The 16,075-nt window shown below is 40.8% G+C and carries 16 protein-coding genes and 1 tRNA gene; 3 read left to right on the top strand and 14 right to left on the bottom strand.

Annotated elements, in window-relative coordinates; genetic code table 11:
• The 7 genes from tig to Q1J64_RS13775 form a co-directional block, all read right to left on the bottom strand.
• Nucleotides 1-1,131 (bottom strand): trigger factor (gene tig, locus Q1J64_RS13805; protein ID WP_301109672.1); only part of this gene is annotated, 1,131 nt, incomplete at its 3' end.
• A gap of 252 nt (nt 1,132-1,383) precedes the next feature.
• Complete coding sequence (locus tag Q1J64_RS13800) at nt 1,384-2,352, bottom strand: DUF3196 family protein (RefSeq protein ID WP_301109671.1); 969 nt, start codon at nt 2,350-2,352, stop codon at nt 1,384-1,386.
• A gap of 75 nt (nt 2,353-2,427) precedes the next feature.
• Nucleotides 2,428-3,360, bottom strand: a complete 933-nt coding sequence (locus tag Q1J64_RS13795; protein ID WP_301109670.1) for a diacylglycerol/lipid kinase family protein — start codon at nt 3,358-3,360, stop codon at nt 2,428-2,430.
• A gap of 68 nt (nt 3,361-3,428) precedes the next feature.
• Nucleotides 3,429-4,055, bottom strand: coding sequence for an SIMPL domain-containing protein (locus tag Q1J64_RS13790; protein ID WP_301109669.1), 627 nt, complete (start codon nt 4,053-4,055; stop codon nt 3,429-3,431).
• A gap of 355 nt (nt 4,056-4,410) precedes the next feature.
• Complete coding sequence (locus Q1J64_RS13785; protein ID WP_301109668.1) at nt 4,411-5,037, bottom strand: HD domain-containing protein; 627 nt, start codon at nt 5,035-5,037, stop codon at nt 4,411-4,413.
• Between the two features lie 445 nt (nt 5,038-5,482).
• A complete protein-coding gene (gene msrB, locus Q1J64_RS13780) occupies nt 5,483-6,631 on the bottom strand; it encodes a peptide-methionine (R)-S-oxide reductase MsrB (protein ID WP_301109667.1) in 1,149 nt (382 codons plus the stop codon).
• An 18-nt stretch (nt 6,632-6,649) separates the two neighbouring features.
• Nucleotides 6,650-7,147 carry a redoxin family protein gene (locus tag Q1J64_RS13775; protein ID WP_301109666.1) on the bottom strand — a complete coding sequence of 166 codons (498 nt, stop codon included), beginning with the start codon at nt 7,145-7,147 and terminating at the stop codon, nt 6,650-6,652.
• 251 nt (nt 7,148-7,398) lie between these two features.
• Here Q1J64_RS13775 and Q1J64_RS13770 point away from each other — a divergent pair, with 251 nt between their 5' ends.
• From Q1J64_RS13770 to Q1J64_RS13760, 3 genes are read left to right on the top strand one after another with little or no spacing between them, the layout of a single operon-like run.
• Nucleotides 7,399-8,034: a DUF1232 domain-containing protein gene (locus Q1J64_RS13770; RefSeq protein ID WP_301109665.1), complete on the top strand. Its 636-nt coding sequence runs from the start codon at nt 7,399-7,401 to the stop codon at nt 8,032-8,034.
• Between the two features lie 21 nt (nt 8,035-8,055).
• A complete protein-coding gene (locus Q1J64_RS13765) occupies nt 8,056-9,054 on the top strand; it encodes an LCP family protein (RefSeq protein ID WP_301109664.1) in 999 nt (332 codons plus the stop codon).
• Nucleotides 9,055-9,059: 5 nt separating this feature from the next.
• Nucleotides 9,060-9,635 carry a phosphatase PAP2 family protein gene (locus Q1J64_RS13760; protein WP_301109663.1) on the top strand — a complete coding sequence of 192 codons (576 nt, stop codon included), beginning with the start codon at nt 9,060-9,062 and terminating at the stop codon, nt 9,633-9,635.
• A gap of 833 nt (nt 9,636-10,468) precedes the next feature.
• Here the strand turns inward: Q1J64_RS13760 and Q1J64_RS13755 are convergent.
• The 7 genes from Q1J64_RS13755 to Q1J64_RS13725 form a co-directional block, all read right to left on the bottom strand.
• A tRNA-Arg gene (locus Q1J64_RS13755) sits at nt 10,469-10,542 on the bottom strand.
• 51 nt (nt 10,543-10,593) lie between these two features.
• Nucleotides 10,594-10,992 carry an SET domain-containing protein gene (locus Q1J64_RS13750; RefSeq protein ID WP_301109662.1) on the bottom strand — a complete coding sequence of 133 codons (399 nt, stop codon included), beginning with the start codon at nt 10,990-10,992 and terminating at the stop codon, nt 10,594-10,596.
• Between the two features lie 203 nt (nt 10,993-11,195).
• Complete coding sequence (locus tag Q1J64_RS13745) at nt 11,196-11,531, bottom strand: DUF4288 domain-containing protein (RefSeq protein ID WP_301109661.1); 336 nt, start codon at nt 11,529-11,531, stop codon at nt 11,196-11,198.
• Nucleotides 11,532-11,549: 18 nt separating this feature from the next.
• Nucleotides 11,550-11,900, bottom strand: coding sequence for a DoxX family protein (locus Q1J64_RS13740; RefSeq protein WP_301109660.1), 351 nt, complete (start codon nt 11,898-11,900; stop codon nt 11,550-11,552).
• 138 nt (nt 11,901-12,038) lie between these two features.
• Nucleotides 12,039-13,013 carry a quinone oxidoreductase family protein gene (locus Q1J64_RS13735; RefSeq protein ID WP_301109659.1) on the bottom strand — a complete coding sequence of 325 codons (975 nt, stop codon included), beginning with the start codon at nt 13,011-13,013 and terminating at the stop codon, nt 12,039-12,041.
• 12 nt (nt 13,014-13,025) lie between these two features.
• Nucleotides 13,026-14,795, bottom strand: a complete 1,770-nt coding sequence (locus Q1J64_RS13730) for an acyl-CoA dehydrogenase FadE (protein ID WP_301109658.1) — start codon at nt 14,793-14,795, stop codon at nt 13,026-13,028.
• Between the two features lie 28 nt (nt 14,796-14,823).
• Entirely contained in the window at nt 14,824-15,600 is a 777-nt protein-coding gene (locus Q1J64_RS13725) for an SDR family oxidoreductase (protein WP_301109657.1), read from the bottom strand.
• Between the last annotated feature and the right edge of the window lie 475 nt (nt 15,601-16,075).

Genomic DNA, 16,075 nt, shown 5'->3' with positions numbered 1-16,075 from the left:
TTCTTCAGGAACTTCTACATTTTCAGCTGCACCAATAGCTTCCAGCGTCAATGAAACGCGAACACGGCTAAGCGCGTCGTCTTTCATTTGGTCACGAAGTGTTTGCTCGTCCTGCCCTGAGAATTGGAAGTAAAGGTCAAGGTTCATTCCTTGCATTTGAAGACGCTGTTCGAAATCTTGCATCATGCGGTCTGTTTCAGAGTCAATCATCGCTTGTGGAATTTCCATCTCAGCGTTGCTTGCTGCCTGTTCAACTAGATCGTCACGAAGTGCAGTTTCAGAATCGTTCTTCTTCACTTCTTCTGCTTCTTTTTTAAGCTTTGTACGAAGTTCTTCTACTGAAGAAACCTCTTCGTCGATTTCTTTTGCTAATTCATCGTCAAGTTCTGGAACTTCTTTTGACTTAATTTCGTGAACTTTTACTTTGAAAGTAGCAGGTTTCCCAGCTAATTCAGCTGCATGGTACTCTTCAGGGAATGTAATTTCGATTTCTTTTTCTTCTCCTGTTTTCATACCAACTACTTGTTCTTCAAATCCTGGAATGAATGAACCAGATCCGATTTCAAGATCGTAGTTTTCAGACTTTCCACCTTCGAATGCTTCGCCGTCAGCGAAACCTTCAAAGTCAATTGTTACTGTATCGCCGTCTTTAGCATCGCCTTCTTCTTTAACAACCATTTCCGCAAGTCCTTCACGGCGCTGTTCAAGCTGAGCGTCTACTTCTTCATCTGTAACTTCGGTTGATTGACGAGTTACTTCAAGTCCTTTGTATTCTCCCAATTTCACTTCTGGTTTCAAAGCGATCACTGCTGTGAATACAACCGGCTCACCTTTTTCAAGTTTTTCGATGTCGATTTCAGGAGCAGCGATTGGATCAACTTCTGCTTCTTCTACAGCTTTTGAGTACGCTTCAGGCAATACGATATCGATTGCATCATTATAAAGCGCTTCTTCACCGTACATTTTGTCGAACATTTTACGAGGCATTTTTCCTTTACGGAAACCTGGTGCTTGTACTTTCTTTACTACCTTTTTAAACGCTTCATCCATACCTTGATTGAAACGCTCTACAGAAACTTCAAAAGTAAGTTTCCCTTCACTGCCTTCTAATTTTTCCCATTTAACTGTCATATGTCTGACCTCCAAATCATTTACACAACTTTTATTACGTTTATTTTAATCAATTATACCTCCGCATTATTGCATCTGAACTTTTCGGTGATAATGAAAAATCTTTGATACACGTTGAAGGTTTTATCTGAATTCAACTATTATATTGTTTCTCACTGGTATTTCGAATGAGAACTTTACTGAAGACAGATAAGCAGTTGACAACCATTTTAGTATAACATAGTCTAACCATGTTTCAAGAAATATTCATCTTCAGCTGTCCATTTCTTCGTCGACAGTGCGGATGAATTGCAACAGCGCGGTTTCATCTAACTCTTTTCCATATAATAATTGTTTAGTATAAGAGATATATGCATCTGCGACTTCCTCTGCTGTATAAGGACTCCAATGAAATGGATACAGCAGCACGCTGTATTTCAAAATTAGATTTACAGCAAGCTCACTCGCTGTAGGATCCTTTTCAAAACGGGATTTCACAAGAAATTGTACTTCATTGACAAACGGATCCATTTCGATCGAAACAAGTCTCGAAGGGATTGCTTCTGTTTCATAATGATACTTTGTGATGGTAACGGATTCCTTCGAACCACTCTTTTGTAGCAGGAGCAGAGCATACGTCTTGACGATTGGAATACTATCTTCATGCTGCACGATTTCGATCAGCAATGAAATATAAGGTCCGAGTTGCTGATTTTGCAAGGACAGCAGGAACTCCTGCTGTTCATTCGGCGACATTTTCAGGAAATCGTCTAACGTAACTGAAGGCTCCTGGAAATCTGTTTCTTCTATATAACGATCGGTTAATCTGCCATTCAATTCGCGCAAGTACTGGAACTTCTGCAAGTTTTCTGAAGGAATCATATCTTTTTCCAATAAGCCTTGAATTGTCAACTCCACTTCTTCATATTGCTGAAGTTGAATAGAAATTGACAGATACAGTTCCAATATTTCTATGTAATCCCCGGACTGTTTTTGCATCGCAAGCAGTGCGTATTCTTTTGCACGTTCGAAATCCTTCATTTCATAAAGTGAAATGGCAAGCAGGTCTAAAACAGATATTTCATCTGGATTAATGTCTAAAATAGCTTCAAAATGATCAATCGCCACTTCATGAAGATCTTTCTCCATAGCTTCTCTGCCTGCTCTATGTAAACGTTCCAGCGTTCCAGGGAACACCACAACATTTCCTTTACGAATTACCGGTCTTCTTCGTTTCTGCACTCTGGTCACCTGCCTTTTCCGTTTTACTATAGCATAGGATAGGAATAGGATTCCAGTAGTGCGAGCGCAGTTTTTTTAACCTTGACTATTTATAGTAGACACATACCATTTCCGCTCATCCACTTCACAAACCACCTCTTGTCCAACAGTAACCGTACCAATATACTCCCCATCACAGTGACAGCCAATCTCCTGATCGACACCGAAAATGAATTTCTGGCTTTTGTATGTAGACACGCCTTTAAAACGCGTGTGGCTTCCATTGAAAACCGTTAGAAACACAGCCAAAAATTTCAGCAATGAAATATCATGCACGACTGTTAGTTCAAATATCCCATCATCACTAATTGAATGAGGGGATATTTTCATTCCGCCACCATAGTATTTTTGATTGCTAACTGTTAGCATCCAGACGTTTTCGAAATATGTGGTCTTTTCACCAATTTGGACACTGGCACGAAAACGTTTAAAACGCAGTAGGCAGCCTGCCACCGTTAGTGCATAGACAAGTCTGCCCAGTTTCCATTTGTTTAGCGTTTTTTTAATACGCGACTGGCTTACTGAAAGTGATATATCCGCGTCGAGTCCGAAGCCGCAGTTACTGGCAAAATGACGATAGGTATTATTTGTAATCTGTACAACACCTGCGTCCGCAGCTTTTCTTGCAATTGGGATTGTATTCAAATAGGCTTTGATTTCAGAAAAATCTTGAAAAACGGGAAATTCTCTAGCGAAATCATTTCCTGATCCTGCTTTCATGACACCGATTGTAACATGCTCAAAACCAATTATGCCGTTTAGTACTTCATGAATCGTGCCGTCTCCACCAATCACTACAAGCAATACAGGCTGGTCTGTTTCTTGCACGGCCTGACGTGCAAGTTGTGTCGCATGTCCCTTGTACGCTGTCTTCTTAAAAGGATAGCTACTGTCGGCGTGCAAATTTCTCCATACGTCCGCCCCTTTGCCATCCCCCGCTTGCTCATTAATAATGAATACAGCATTCATTCGCGACGCCTCTTTCCAAGCACTTTTATTTGATGGTAGCAGACTGTCAAACCGTGCGCCACCTGCCGTCAGACAATCTGATACGTAACGAGAAGGCTCGCGCTAATTGTCAGTGTGCCTGAAGAAATGGGCGTAGAACCTGTATCAGCCATGGCGACGGCCCTAAATGCGATCGGCTGATTGATATGCTGCTCTTCTATAGTCATTGGGATCGGTTTGTTCGGTAACTGCAACGATGTTCCGATCGTAATCATTTTCATTTCTGCATCCTGTAGGGCAAGTGCTAATGCTTTTTGATAGTATTCGTCTTGGTTCTGCAAGCTGAATTCAATCGAGCCAATTTGATTGGCTCCATTTTTGACAGCCAGATCTACAAGCTCTCCTGCACGAGATAGGTTTTCACTCGTGATACGGATTGTGTTTGTCACTTCATATCCTTGAAATCGCTGTTCCCCGTTGACATAGTCATAGACGGGCCGGATTTGATAATCAATCGTCTGAATGGAATCTTCAGAAATACCGGCAGCCAACAGTGCTTTCGTAACCTGGTTCATTCTACTTGCATTGTCTTGCTGAATTTCTTGAAGCTCTGTCCCTCTAGAATTCACAGATATAACAATTTGCACACGGTCTGGGGAGGCTTTTACCGCCCCTTCTCCATAGACTGTTATCGTTCTTTGCTCTTGATTATACACATCTGACACTCTCCTTTTTATTACCTAAGTTGCTCTATTAGTAAACAGAACTTGTTGCCAAACCAAACTCCCTTTACTATATGCATTAGGTCTTCATTTGATTGCTGAATAAAGGAAAAAAGCCCTTAGGTCTGTTGTATGGACCTAAGGGCTTCTGTAAGATGCAGTTAAAATGTGATAAAACCTTTTTGCACGGCAAAGCCGCCTAAAGTAAATAAGACAATTGCGATTAATGTAATGACAAATAATTTATTATTTTTATCCAAGGACTCACCTTTTTCTTCACAAAATAGAATTGTGTAATCAGTAACTCAATTCTATCAGACAAAGTTCAGAATAGGCAATCATTTTTTTATTACTCTATCTCGATCTTCAGCTGTTCCAGGAAAGACTCCATAAAGTGATGGCGTTCTTTTGCGAGACGTATCCCTTCAGTCGTCACCATGAGTTCTTTCAGCAGCAATAGTTTTTCATAAAAATGTGTGACCGAAGCGGTTTCTTTATTACGGTACTCAGAAGCTGACATTGTTCTGCGTGCTTCTTCCTCCAAATCATATAGCTTTCTACCTCTGGCACCGCCAAAAGCAAATGCCCGCGCGATTCCAATTGCTCCGATTGCATCCAGTCGATCTGCATCTCTAACAATTGCCCCTTCAATAGACGTAATTTCTTTTGCATGTCCTCCATTGAAAGATACACTTTCGATAGCAGATATGACTTTGGCCGATAAATCAGCGGAAGCACCAATTTTATCCAGCATTTGATTGGTAGTTGCTTCGTGCATTGCCTCATATTTCGCGTCTTCGATATCGTGAAGCAGAACCGCTAATTGTACTACTAATTCATCAGCCGCAGGTTCCGTCAATAAAATCTTTTCCGCATTTTTCATTACACGGTCAATATGATCCAGATCGTGACTTGCATCATATTGATTGTAAATCGTTTCGACGAGCTGTCTGCATCTTGCAACCATTTCCCTCATACTATTTCATTCCTTTCTTTTTCGTTCTCCATACTATGATGTAGGGAGTAGAATCAATTCACAAATCGACCACGCCGAATGGTAACGTGAGTACCGCCTGTTTCATTTAACTCGACAGTCACTCCATAATCGGACCTGTACTATAGCTTCATTCGCTCGTCTAATTTGTGAATTGAAGTCGGCAAATGCTGTTCCTTCTCGATAATTTCATTCATCAGCTTCTCCATCTTATGCAGCATGCTGTTGAAGTGACGTGACAAACTTTGCACTTCCTAGCAGCCATTCTTATCAATCGGCACCTCGCTAAGCCGTTTCAATTTCCTGTATCGCTCGTTCCAGTCACTGAAATGGATCGGTAATTCGTTTCGCCAAAACAACTTATGGAAATCGTTAAAAAAGGAAATGGAGCCTGAGCCGCCTTTCCTTCTACTATTTTTATTGTACATTATTTTACGTAGCCTGTCAGATAGCCGTAGCCTTTGTCTTCCATTTCATCGAGTGGAATAAAGTCAATCGCTGTACTGTTGATGCAATAACGTAAACCACCTTTGTCTTTTGGTCCATCCGGGAACACATGCCCCAAATGACTATCACCTGCACGGCTTCTCACTTCGATTCGCACCATATTAAAACTCTTGTCTTTATGCTCTGTTACTACTTCGGGAATAATTGGTTTCGTAAAACTCGGCCAGCCGCATTGTGAATCATATTTATCAGCACTTGAGAAAAGCGGTTCTCCTGTTGCTACGTCAATATAGATTCCGTCTTCGAAAGTATCCCAATATTCATTGGAGAACGCAGCTTCTGTTTCATCACCTTGCGTGACTTGATACTGCGCCTTCGTCAATTTCTCTTTCAATTCTTGATCGCTGGGCTTTGGATATGCGGCAGCATCGATCACAGACGGTATTTCTTGATCTTCCAGTGTATCAAATTCAACGTGACAATAGCCATTTGGATTTTTCTCCAGATAATCCTGATGTTCCTCTTCTGCTAAAGTGTAACTTGTCATCGGTTCAACTTCTGTGACAATCTCTTTTTTATATTCTACTTGTTCTTTGGCTATTTTCTCATCAATAATAGCTTTTTGCGCCGGATCGCTGTAAAAAACACCTGTACGATACTGCGTTCCGCGATCATTGCCTTGTTTATTTAATGAAGTAGGATCTATAATCATAAAGAAATGGTCCAGAATCGTCTCTACATCCGTTCGTTCAGGATCAAATTGAATATGCACGGTTTCCGCATGGCCGGTTTTTCCTGTGATCACTTCGTTATAAGTCGGATTTTCAGTCGTACCGTTTGCATAACCCGAAGTGACATCATACACACCGTAAACCCGCTCCATATATGCTTCAACACCCCAGAAACAGCCGCCAGCCAAGTAAATTTCCTGAAGATTATCCTTGTCGAATGTCAAATCTTCATTCGGATTTGCCGGATATTTGGAATCAGATGACGAGTTCAACACATCCGCAAGCTCCTGCCGCAGTGAATCTATATCAGTACCAGAATCAGATGTGTCAGCCTCTCCCGCTGAACACCCACCAAGCAGCAATAATCCCAATAAAATTGTCAGATACTTCATTTTCATCTTTTCTCTCCCCTTTCATTACTCAATTAACGCCATAGCTTCTTTAATCTTTTCATTGGATAAATGACCTGGCTGCGATCGGATCAGCTGCCCATTTTTGTCTAAGAAAGCAGATGTCGGATAGCCTTTTACGTTGAATTCTTTCGCAAGACTTCCACCATCATTCAACAGTACCGGCAATTCATCAACACCAGACATCCCTTTATACCAATTAATAAATTCTTCTTTTTTCATTTCATTGTTATAGCTGGGCGCAACAACCGTCAACACTTCAAAATCATTCTCTTCTCCTGCGAGTGTATTAACTTCCTCCAGTCCGGCGAGACAGATCGGACACCAAGATGCCCAGAATTTCACGTAGACTTTTTTCCCTTCAAAATCAGCTAAACTCACTGTTTTACCATCGATGGTGTTCATCGTGATTTGAGAAGCAAGATCTTCCTTAGAGCCTGAAGAATTCGAACACGCACCCAGAACAGAAATTATAACGATTAGGATCAGAAATTTCTTTAGCATAACGGCTCCTCCTTTTATTTGTTCAATAATCAATACATATATAGCAGGTTACACTCATTATAAAATGAAACCTTTAGAAAACCTATAGAATGAGATTCGGTAATTCTTTGAAATCATACGATGATCCTCATCTTCTAAATAATAGCTTGCGGCTATCATTGACAAATTGTCAACACTTCGTTAGTATTTTTACAGTGAAGACAAATAGCTAACTATTTTGGCTGATGCCTGTTTATAAGGAGGCTTTTTTCATGTTGGAGGAAAGTCCCAGAATTACCATCGGACATTTATTACGTGAAACATTAAAAAAACAGTCTTTATCTATGCGGAAGTTAAGTGAACAAACGGATATCGATACAGCGACGATTTCCCGTATTATCAATCACAAGCGAAACGCAACACTGGAGCATTTAGAGAAGCTTTCATCTGTTCTGAATCTGCCTTTAGCCGAATTGCTGGAATCGGCTGGTTATCCATTAGAAAATCATAAAGAATCAGCTTCTGCTTATCATGAAACCATTGAACAGCTCTTACGTACATCTGAACTTCTCTCTGCCAATATCTCTATGAATTCCTTAGAAAAACAGCTGAAAAATTATGAGACGTTTTCCCAATCAGCGGAAGGAGAAGAACGTATACTTCATGAATTTGAGGAAAAGCTTAAGGGCACTGGCGGTACCGGCCCCTTTATTGACCAAATGAAAAATTTATTCAGCAGATTTAAGACGAGAAACGGCGATGCAGGAGAACTTGCGATTATTGGAAGTGCACTGCTATATTTCATCGTGCCGATTGACGTGATTCCGGATTACCTATTTGCGGTCGGCTATCTCGATGACGCTTTGGCAGTGCAGATTGCTTCCAGCGCCGTAACGAAAAATTCATAATCAGGTGAGCAGGTGACGAAAGTGGAGAAGAGAAGTGAACTATTGAAAAAGAAGAAAAACAAAGGGCGCAAGAACTTTTTCCTTATATTCTTATTTTTATTAATTGCAGGTGCGGGTTATTTCGTATATCAATATAATAACGGGGTGTCTATGGCAAATGAAGATACTGCGAGCAACAGTGAGAAAGATACGAGATTTGAACAGTTCCAAGGCGCAGAAGCGCAGTTCGGTGAAATTAATGTACTCTTGATTGGCAATGACGCGAGAGCTGACGAAGAAGAAGCGCGTTCAGATGCCTTGATGATTGGTCATTATAATCAGGATACAAATGAAGTGAAACTGGTTTCTTTAATGCGCGATACATATGTGGAAGTTCCCGAATACGGTATGCAGAAACTAAATGCAGCGTTTTTCCTCGGCGGTCCTGAGTTAGTCCGCAAAACAATAAAACAAAATTTTGATGTGGACGTACAATATTATGCCATCGTAAACTTTGAAGGCTTTTCTAAAATTGTCGATGTCATAGCGCCCGACGGAATAGAAGTGGACATCCCCTATCCGATGTCTCATGGAATAAATATGACACTTGAGCCGGGTGAACAGCATTTGAATGGCGATCAGCTGCTTGGCTATGTACGATTCCGTCATGATATCCACAGCGACTTTGGCCGCGTCAAACGTCAGCAGGAAGCACTGTCAAAATTGAAAGACGAAGCGATCAGCATGAATACGCTGTTCAACTTGCCAAAACTACTCGGAGTCATTGATCCTTATATCGATACGAATGTTGATGGCAAAACGCTGTTTACAATCGGAAAAGGTATGCTCACTGGTGGGAAATCAAAAGATCTTGAGACAATGCGTATTCCTGCAGAAGGCACTTATAAAGACTTGCGTGTCAGGGCCGGCGAAGTTCTAGATATAAACAGAGAAGAAAACAAAAGGTTATTGAAAGAGTTTTTATCGGATGCAAATCAAAATAATCAGGATGAATCAACTGTAACGGAACGTGAGGAATAGAATAAATGAGTGTAGACTTTAAAATTTTTCAAGCTATCAATCAACTTGCAGGACACAATACGATATTGGATCAATCTGTCGTATTCTTTACAAAATATGGACCACTTTTATTCGGACTATTTTTTGTCTGGCTGTGGTTTACAAGTTTAGGAGACCGTAGAGCGAACCGTAAAATAGTGTTGTTCGCTTTTACTATTGCTGTCATCACAATTGGGATCGATAAGATTATCGAACTGTCGTTTTTTCGGGAGCGACCTTTTGTCAATCATGATGTGACGCTACTTGTCGATAAACTGGATACAGATCCATCCTTCCCGAGCAATCATACAGCAGGATCATTCGCGCTGGCGCTTGCACTCTTCTGGAAACGCAAGAAAATGGGCGCAGTGCTGCTTGTATTTGCCGGATTAATGGCACTGTCGCGTATTTATACGGGCGTTCATTACCCTACAGATGTTTTAATGGGGGCATTTATCGCGTTTTCAGTCGCATTTGTTGTCATTTGGCAGCGCCGCTTGATCGAACCGTTTTTTAATTGGATACTGCGATTATTCACTCGAAGCAGCTCTCATGCTGTATAAAAAGAACGCTGGCTTAAGTGCCAAGCGTTCTTTTTGTATTTACGTTGTCCGCATATAATGAGGAACTTTTTCTCCGATAAGCGCTTGCAAAAGCTTAGCAGACGGATTAAATGAATCGTTGAAAGTGACCCCGTTTACAAGACAATCTTGTAGACGAGGTCATTCTTTTTTATTTTAACTAGATTGTTTGTCCAACCCCCTCACTTACCTTTCCATATAATGATTATAAGGCCGGCCGGCATAAAAAGTGTAAAGGAGGTGAGTAGATATGTGTTTTGAAAATAATAGACGGGGAAATCGAGTAGAATTGGTTTGTGAATGTCGAGAAGTAAGATCAAATCGCGACAATAGACACCATTACGATAATAGACACGATCATGATAATAAACACCATCACGATAATAAACACCACTGTCACCATAACTCTAATCATAGAGACGAGTTCAAATGTCAATGTAGAAGATGTAATCGCAGACGCTGTAACTTTTTCTGGTAATTGTATTGAGATTTAAAAAGAGAAAATAACAAATATGTCTGCGCAGTCAAAACAAATGAACTGAAAAGGTAATACTCTAAATTTGAGTGATTACCTTTTCAGATTTAAAATAATAAAATAAATAGGCTGGTAAAATACTCTGTTATTAATTGATGCGTTATTCAGGCGTGAACTTTTATCAAATCTCCACTATTAGAAATTGTTATTACTAGAAGAGGCTAACTTTCGCATTAATTTAGAAGGTATGCTGATTAGCTGAAAAGGTATGTAATCATGTTTATTAATCTAATACTGGCTTTTTTTATAGACCTAGTTTTTGTTAAATTAATTCAAATGACGTCCCAGGAGGGATTCGAACCCCCGACCTACGCCTTAGGAGGGCGTTGCTCTATCCAGCTGAGCTACTGGGACAAGTTGGATGATTAATGACTTCGACTCAATTAATGAATCGAAGTATCCGTATTAATCGTTAGCCGTACCGTCATAATCTTCATTAAACCATAATTGTTCATCGTCATCAACATCGCCGTTATAGTTTATCAGAATTTCTTCCCCAGCTTTAATATCTGTGTAAGCAAAGAAGTCAAACGTATGGTTGTCAAAGTTAATATCATACGTTGCATTCGGTTCATACGAGTGATTAAACAGCATTCCGTAGCCAAGCAGAATTGCCGTATGATTTACCCCATATTCAAATGCATAGTCAGCCAAAACCGTTTTTTCAATATGATTGTGCTGTTCATTCGGATATGAAATGACCGGCGCTTCGTGAATCAGTTCGCCTTTTTTTATATCACGCTTTGCGAACACGCCCCGGTTGAAATCACCGTCTCCAATTGGAGATAATTTTACTTCTATCATGTCGTTCACCTGCCTATTTCAAAAATACACTTGGTAAGTATAACATTAATTGACCAGTTAAGCTTACAAAAACTATTAATACTCTGCAACTGCTTTTTTAAAGGTGATGCTATAGATCAGTTTCGGTGAAAAGACAAAGAAAGTAGGTATATTGGGCCATTTAACGCCTAGCTTTCGCTGTCATTTTCACATTTTATAAGCCATTACTTATCTAACGCGTAAGACTGAATAGCTTCATCTACACTGGTGTTTTTCCCGAATAGCAGATGTCTGCTATATACCTCTTTAAAATGCAAAGATTCCTCCAAATCTTCCACCAGATCAAATACATCTAATATCTTTACCAACTTTATAGTTGTCAGTCCTCCCGAGCTATTTTCATAGGTATCTGGAGGGAATTGATTGTGTACGAGCCTGCTGATTTCATCCGGAACTTCAGTCCTGACCAATAGTATACGTTCCTCAAATACCGTCTCTGTACTTTCATTTGGCTTATAAATAGATTCGAATAATAATTTAACTGAATAAAGTCCATACATGGAGGAAGTCCCCCTTTCCTATTTCCTGACTTTCAAAACCCACCAAACCAGTAAAAATTGCAATGGCAGACGGAGCCACAACGCAACAGCGGGCAAATCATAATTCTCCGACGATAATGCCATATAAATATTCACTGGGAATACTAGAACTAAAAAGGCTGCTATCAAGATACCTGTTCTTTCACGAGTTCGTTTCATTAACAGCCCAATTGCCAATAAAATTTCCATTATCCCTGAAATATAAACAATGGCAGGACGGAACGGCACCCATTCCGGCATAGCCGCTATAAAAAAGTCAGACAGTATATAATGACCGACCCCTGCCGCTATAAATAATAAACAAAATGCATATAACGCTAGTTTCTTCATTGGTTCAGCTCCTGACTGACTATAAGTATACATGGAAAGTAAGACACAGAAAAACCTAAACGGCTTCCTTTTTTCAGGATCCACCATTTAGGTTCACGTTATCTTCCGTTACACTTATTCATTTGAGCCGCTCGTAAATTACGTAGTCAGCACCAATTTCCCCATAGTCTTTCTACCTTGCAATTGCCGCTGCGCCTCTGCAGCCTCTTCTAAATCAAATGTGCCGCCAATTGTCAGCTGTAAATCGCCGCTTTCAATATAACCGAGCAATTCTTTAAAACTATTTTGATACACTTCATAATTTTTCATGATTTGCGGAAGGAAAAAGCCGATGACAGATTGATTGCGTCTCATCAATTCGCCGGCATCCATTGGTGAGCGTTCACCGCTCGCTGCACCAAATACTACTACACGTCCAAAAGGCGCCAAACACTTAAGTGTTTTTCTGAAAATATCTCCGCCGACCATTTCAAGCGCTACATCCACGCCTTTACCCTCAGTCAACTCGCGGACTTTTAATTCCCATCCTTCTTCAGTATAATTTACAAGATGATCCGCACCCATTTCTTTCGCATGCGCAAGCTTTTCATCACTGCTCGCTGTTGCAATGACCTTGCCGGCACCAAAGATTTTCGCCAGTTGAACCGCGATGGCTCCTACACCGCCTGCTGCTGCATGCACGAGAACGGTTTCGCCTTTTTCAAGCCGGCCCATTGTCTTCAAGATATGATAAGCCGTCTGTCCCTGAAGAGGTAGTGCAACTGCATCCGTAAATTCCACACCGTCAGGAATCGGTGCAAGCGTCATTTCTGGTATCGCGGCATATTCTGAGTACCCAGCTGATTCTATAAGCGAGACAACTCGCATACCCGGCTTAAAGCGCTTCACATCTTTCCCAACTTCTGTAATGACACCCGCCACTTCCGCACCCGGAATGAAAGGCAGAGGCGTCGGCACAACATATTTTCCTTCGCGGCGCGCTACATCTGCATAATTCACACCGCTCGCTTTGATTTCCACCAGAACTTCTCTGTCGCCAATCACCGGTTTATCGATATCTACAACTTTCAGTACATCAGGTCCGCCATACTCTTCTAATTGAATCGCTTTCATATTAATTCCCCCTTAAGAAATATAATTCTCTGCCTGATAGATAGCTGCCGCAATCTCCCGTTTTGTCTCAACGGTACTTTCACTCGCCAATTCACTGAATCTTTTCAGCAAGTTTTCGATTATAAACTTTCTCTCTTCAATCGCCGCAATATCGGTAATCAGTTTTCTCACAGTCATTTCCACACGAAGTAAGGTGTCTGACACTAGCGCTTCTGTCATTCTACTCTTCAAGGCTGACTTGTCTGTTGAATTTTCCAAAGCCTTTTCTGTTCGCAGAACTGCCGATTCCACTGCGTAAAGTTCTATCGCAATATCTGCTAGCTTTATAAGTGCTTCCTGTTCATCTACAATACCAAGTCCATACTTTTGATAAGAAAAACCTGCACTCAGCAAGAAAACACTTCTAATCAGTTTAACTGCTTCCTTCTCTAATGAAAGTGGTGAGTCTGTAAGAGTAATTGACTGCATTAAAGATTGATTGGCCTCTTCGACAAGCTTTTCAAGCGGTAAAATCCCTTTAGCTGCCTGTCGTAATAAAGTCATTGGGATGAGTAGCCGATTCACTTCATTAGTTCCTTCGAAGATCCGGTTAATTCTCGAATCGCGGTAGACTTGTTCGATCGGGTAATCTTTCATATACCCGTACCCTCCGTGGAGCTGCAGCGATTCATCCGCTACTTGGTCGAGCGTTTCAGAGCCATACACTTTGCAAACTGCACATTCTACTGCATACTCCATCATGCGCTTTGCGATTAATCGGTGGTCATCTGAATGTTCGACATCACTAAGTGTATCTTCTAAATAGCTGGCTGTTCTGTACTGAAGTGATTCAGCTGCGTAAATTCGGATCGCCATATCTGCCACTTTTTCTTGAGTCGCTGTAAAATCAGCAATTGATTTGCCGAATTGCTTACGTTCTTTCGTATAATCAAGCGCTAATTTCATACTGAACTTTGAGGCACCCATAGTAGCTGATCCTAAATTAAAACGTCCCAAATTTAGCACGTTGAGCGCGATATGATGTCCTTTACCGACCTCACCTAACAGATTACGAACGGGCACTTCACAGTTATCAAAATAAACCGCTGTCGTTGAAGAACTTTTAATGCCCATTTTGTTCTCTTCCGGTCCAAATGACAGTCCAGGAAAATCTTTCTCCACTATAAAACCTGTGAAAGCGTCACCATTCACTTTCGCATAAACGATAAAAGTATCAGAAAAAGCTGCATTGGTAATATACAGTTTTGAACCATTTAACATATAATGCGTACCTTCCTCATTTAATACCGCTGTCGTCTTCGCTGATAGTGCATCTGATCCGGCAGTAGGCTCTGTCAGACAATACGCACCAATAAACTCTCCAGAAGCTAGTTTGGGCAAATAATATTCCTTTTGCCACTCTGTTCCAAAATACGTGATTGGTAAAGTCGCAATACATGTATGATTGGAATGTGCAACGCTGTACCCACCTGCTGAACCTAAACATTCGCCAACAAGACCTTTAGTAACTTTGTCGAGCCCCAGTCCGCCGTATTTTTCTGGCACACTGTGCGCAAGTAGCCCGAGGTCACCTGCCTTTTGCAGCAACGATTTCACAAGGGTAAAATCTTGCTTTTCGATTTCATCATTTTTAGGATGCACTTCCGTTTTTATAAAGTTTTTTGCTGTATTTGCAATCATACGATGTTCATCTGTGAATTCTTCAGGTGTAAAGATTTCTTCTTTCGCTGTGTGTTGATATAGAAAAGCAGCACCACGATAAAGTTGCTTTTTATTACTCAATGAAATCCTCTCCCTTTCCATCTACAAATTAAATCTGACTGCTCATGCCGCCGTCTACGACTAATACATCCCCTGTCATATAATCGGAAGCTTTGGATGCTAGAAACACAGCGACACCTTTCAAATCTTCTTCATTTCCCAACCGATTCAGCGGAGTTCCAGCTAAAATATAATCACGGCCATTTTCAATCGTCACGTTCGACATTTTCGTAGGGAAAAATCCTGGAGCAATCGCATTGACGTTAATATTATGCTGTCCCCATTTAGCTGCCAGATCTTTAGTCAATGTGATCACTGCGCCTTTGCTGGAGTTATAACCGATTGTTTCCATGAAATCAGGATGTGTTCCGCCGAGACCTGCAACGGAAGCAATATTAATGATTTTTCCGCTATTTTGCTTGATCATGACTTTCCCAACTTCTTTGCTCATGATAAATGTTCCCGTTGTGTTGACATTGAGCACTTTCTGGAATGCTTCAACCGGCATATCAATTGTGGACGCCCCCCATGTAGCGCCGCTGTTATTGACAAGAATATCAATCTGGCCGAATTCTTTCATTGTATCTTCGACTACTTTTTTCACATCTTCTTCATTTGCCACATCACAAGCGAGTCCCATCGATTTGACTCCGAGCGTTTCTAACTCTTCACTCATTTCAATACAAGAATCCACTTTTCGTGAACAGACTACAACGTTTGCTCCTGCTTCCGCGAATCCTCTTGCGATTTGCGCCCCAAGTCCTCGCCCGCCCCCTGTGACAATTGCCGTTTTGCCTTGTAAACTGAATAAATCAAGAACAGCCATGGTTATTTCCCCTTTCTGTTGTTTGATAGCCTTGTAACGCAACTTGAAAGCCTGCTTATTCGGATCATCCAACTCTCCCAAAAGTACGGTGAGCGCCTTTTATACTCGGCCGCACTTGTACTAACCAGTCGGTATGTTCAGAATATATAGATATAAATAACATGATATACGTTCCTCATTTATTAAGCAAGACAACATATCTAATTCTTTTTAACGTGTCAATAGATAGTTATTTTGACAATAATGTTTAATCCTATATCTGCATTATTATCAAAACGAGTCACTTCATTCAAAAATCGAAAGAAGTGACTCCTATGTGATTCGTTTTCATTCACGATAAAAATGTTGTTGACTTTTCCAATCAACTCCAACTTTGACAGCGAGCCATTCCTTCGCGACAGCTACTTCATAATGCTATGCGTTTAAAGAACTGATTTGATCCGTTTTCGTCCACATTGCCCGGAATGCTAAGATC

It is taken from the genome of Sporosarcina sp. (assembly GCF_029257255.1).
In the GTDB taxonomy this organism is placed as follows: domain Bacteria; phylum Bacillota; class Bacilli; order Bacillales_A; family Planococcaceae; genus Sporosarcina.
This window is presented reverse-complemented; position numbering and strand designations above follow the sequence as displayed.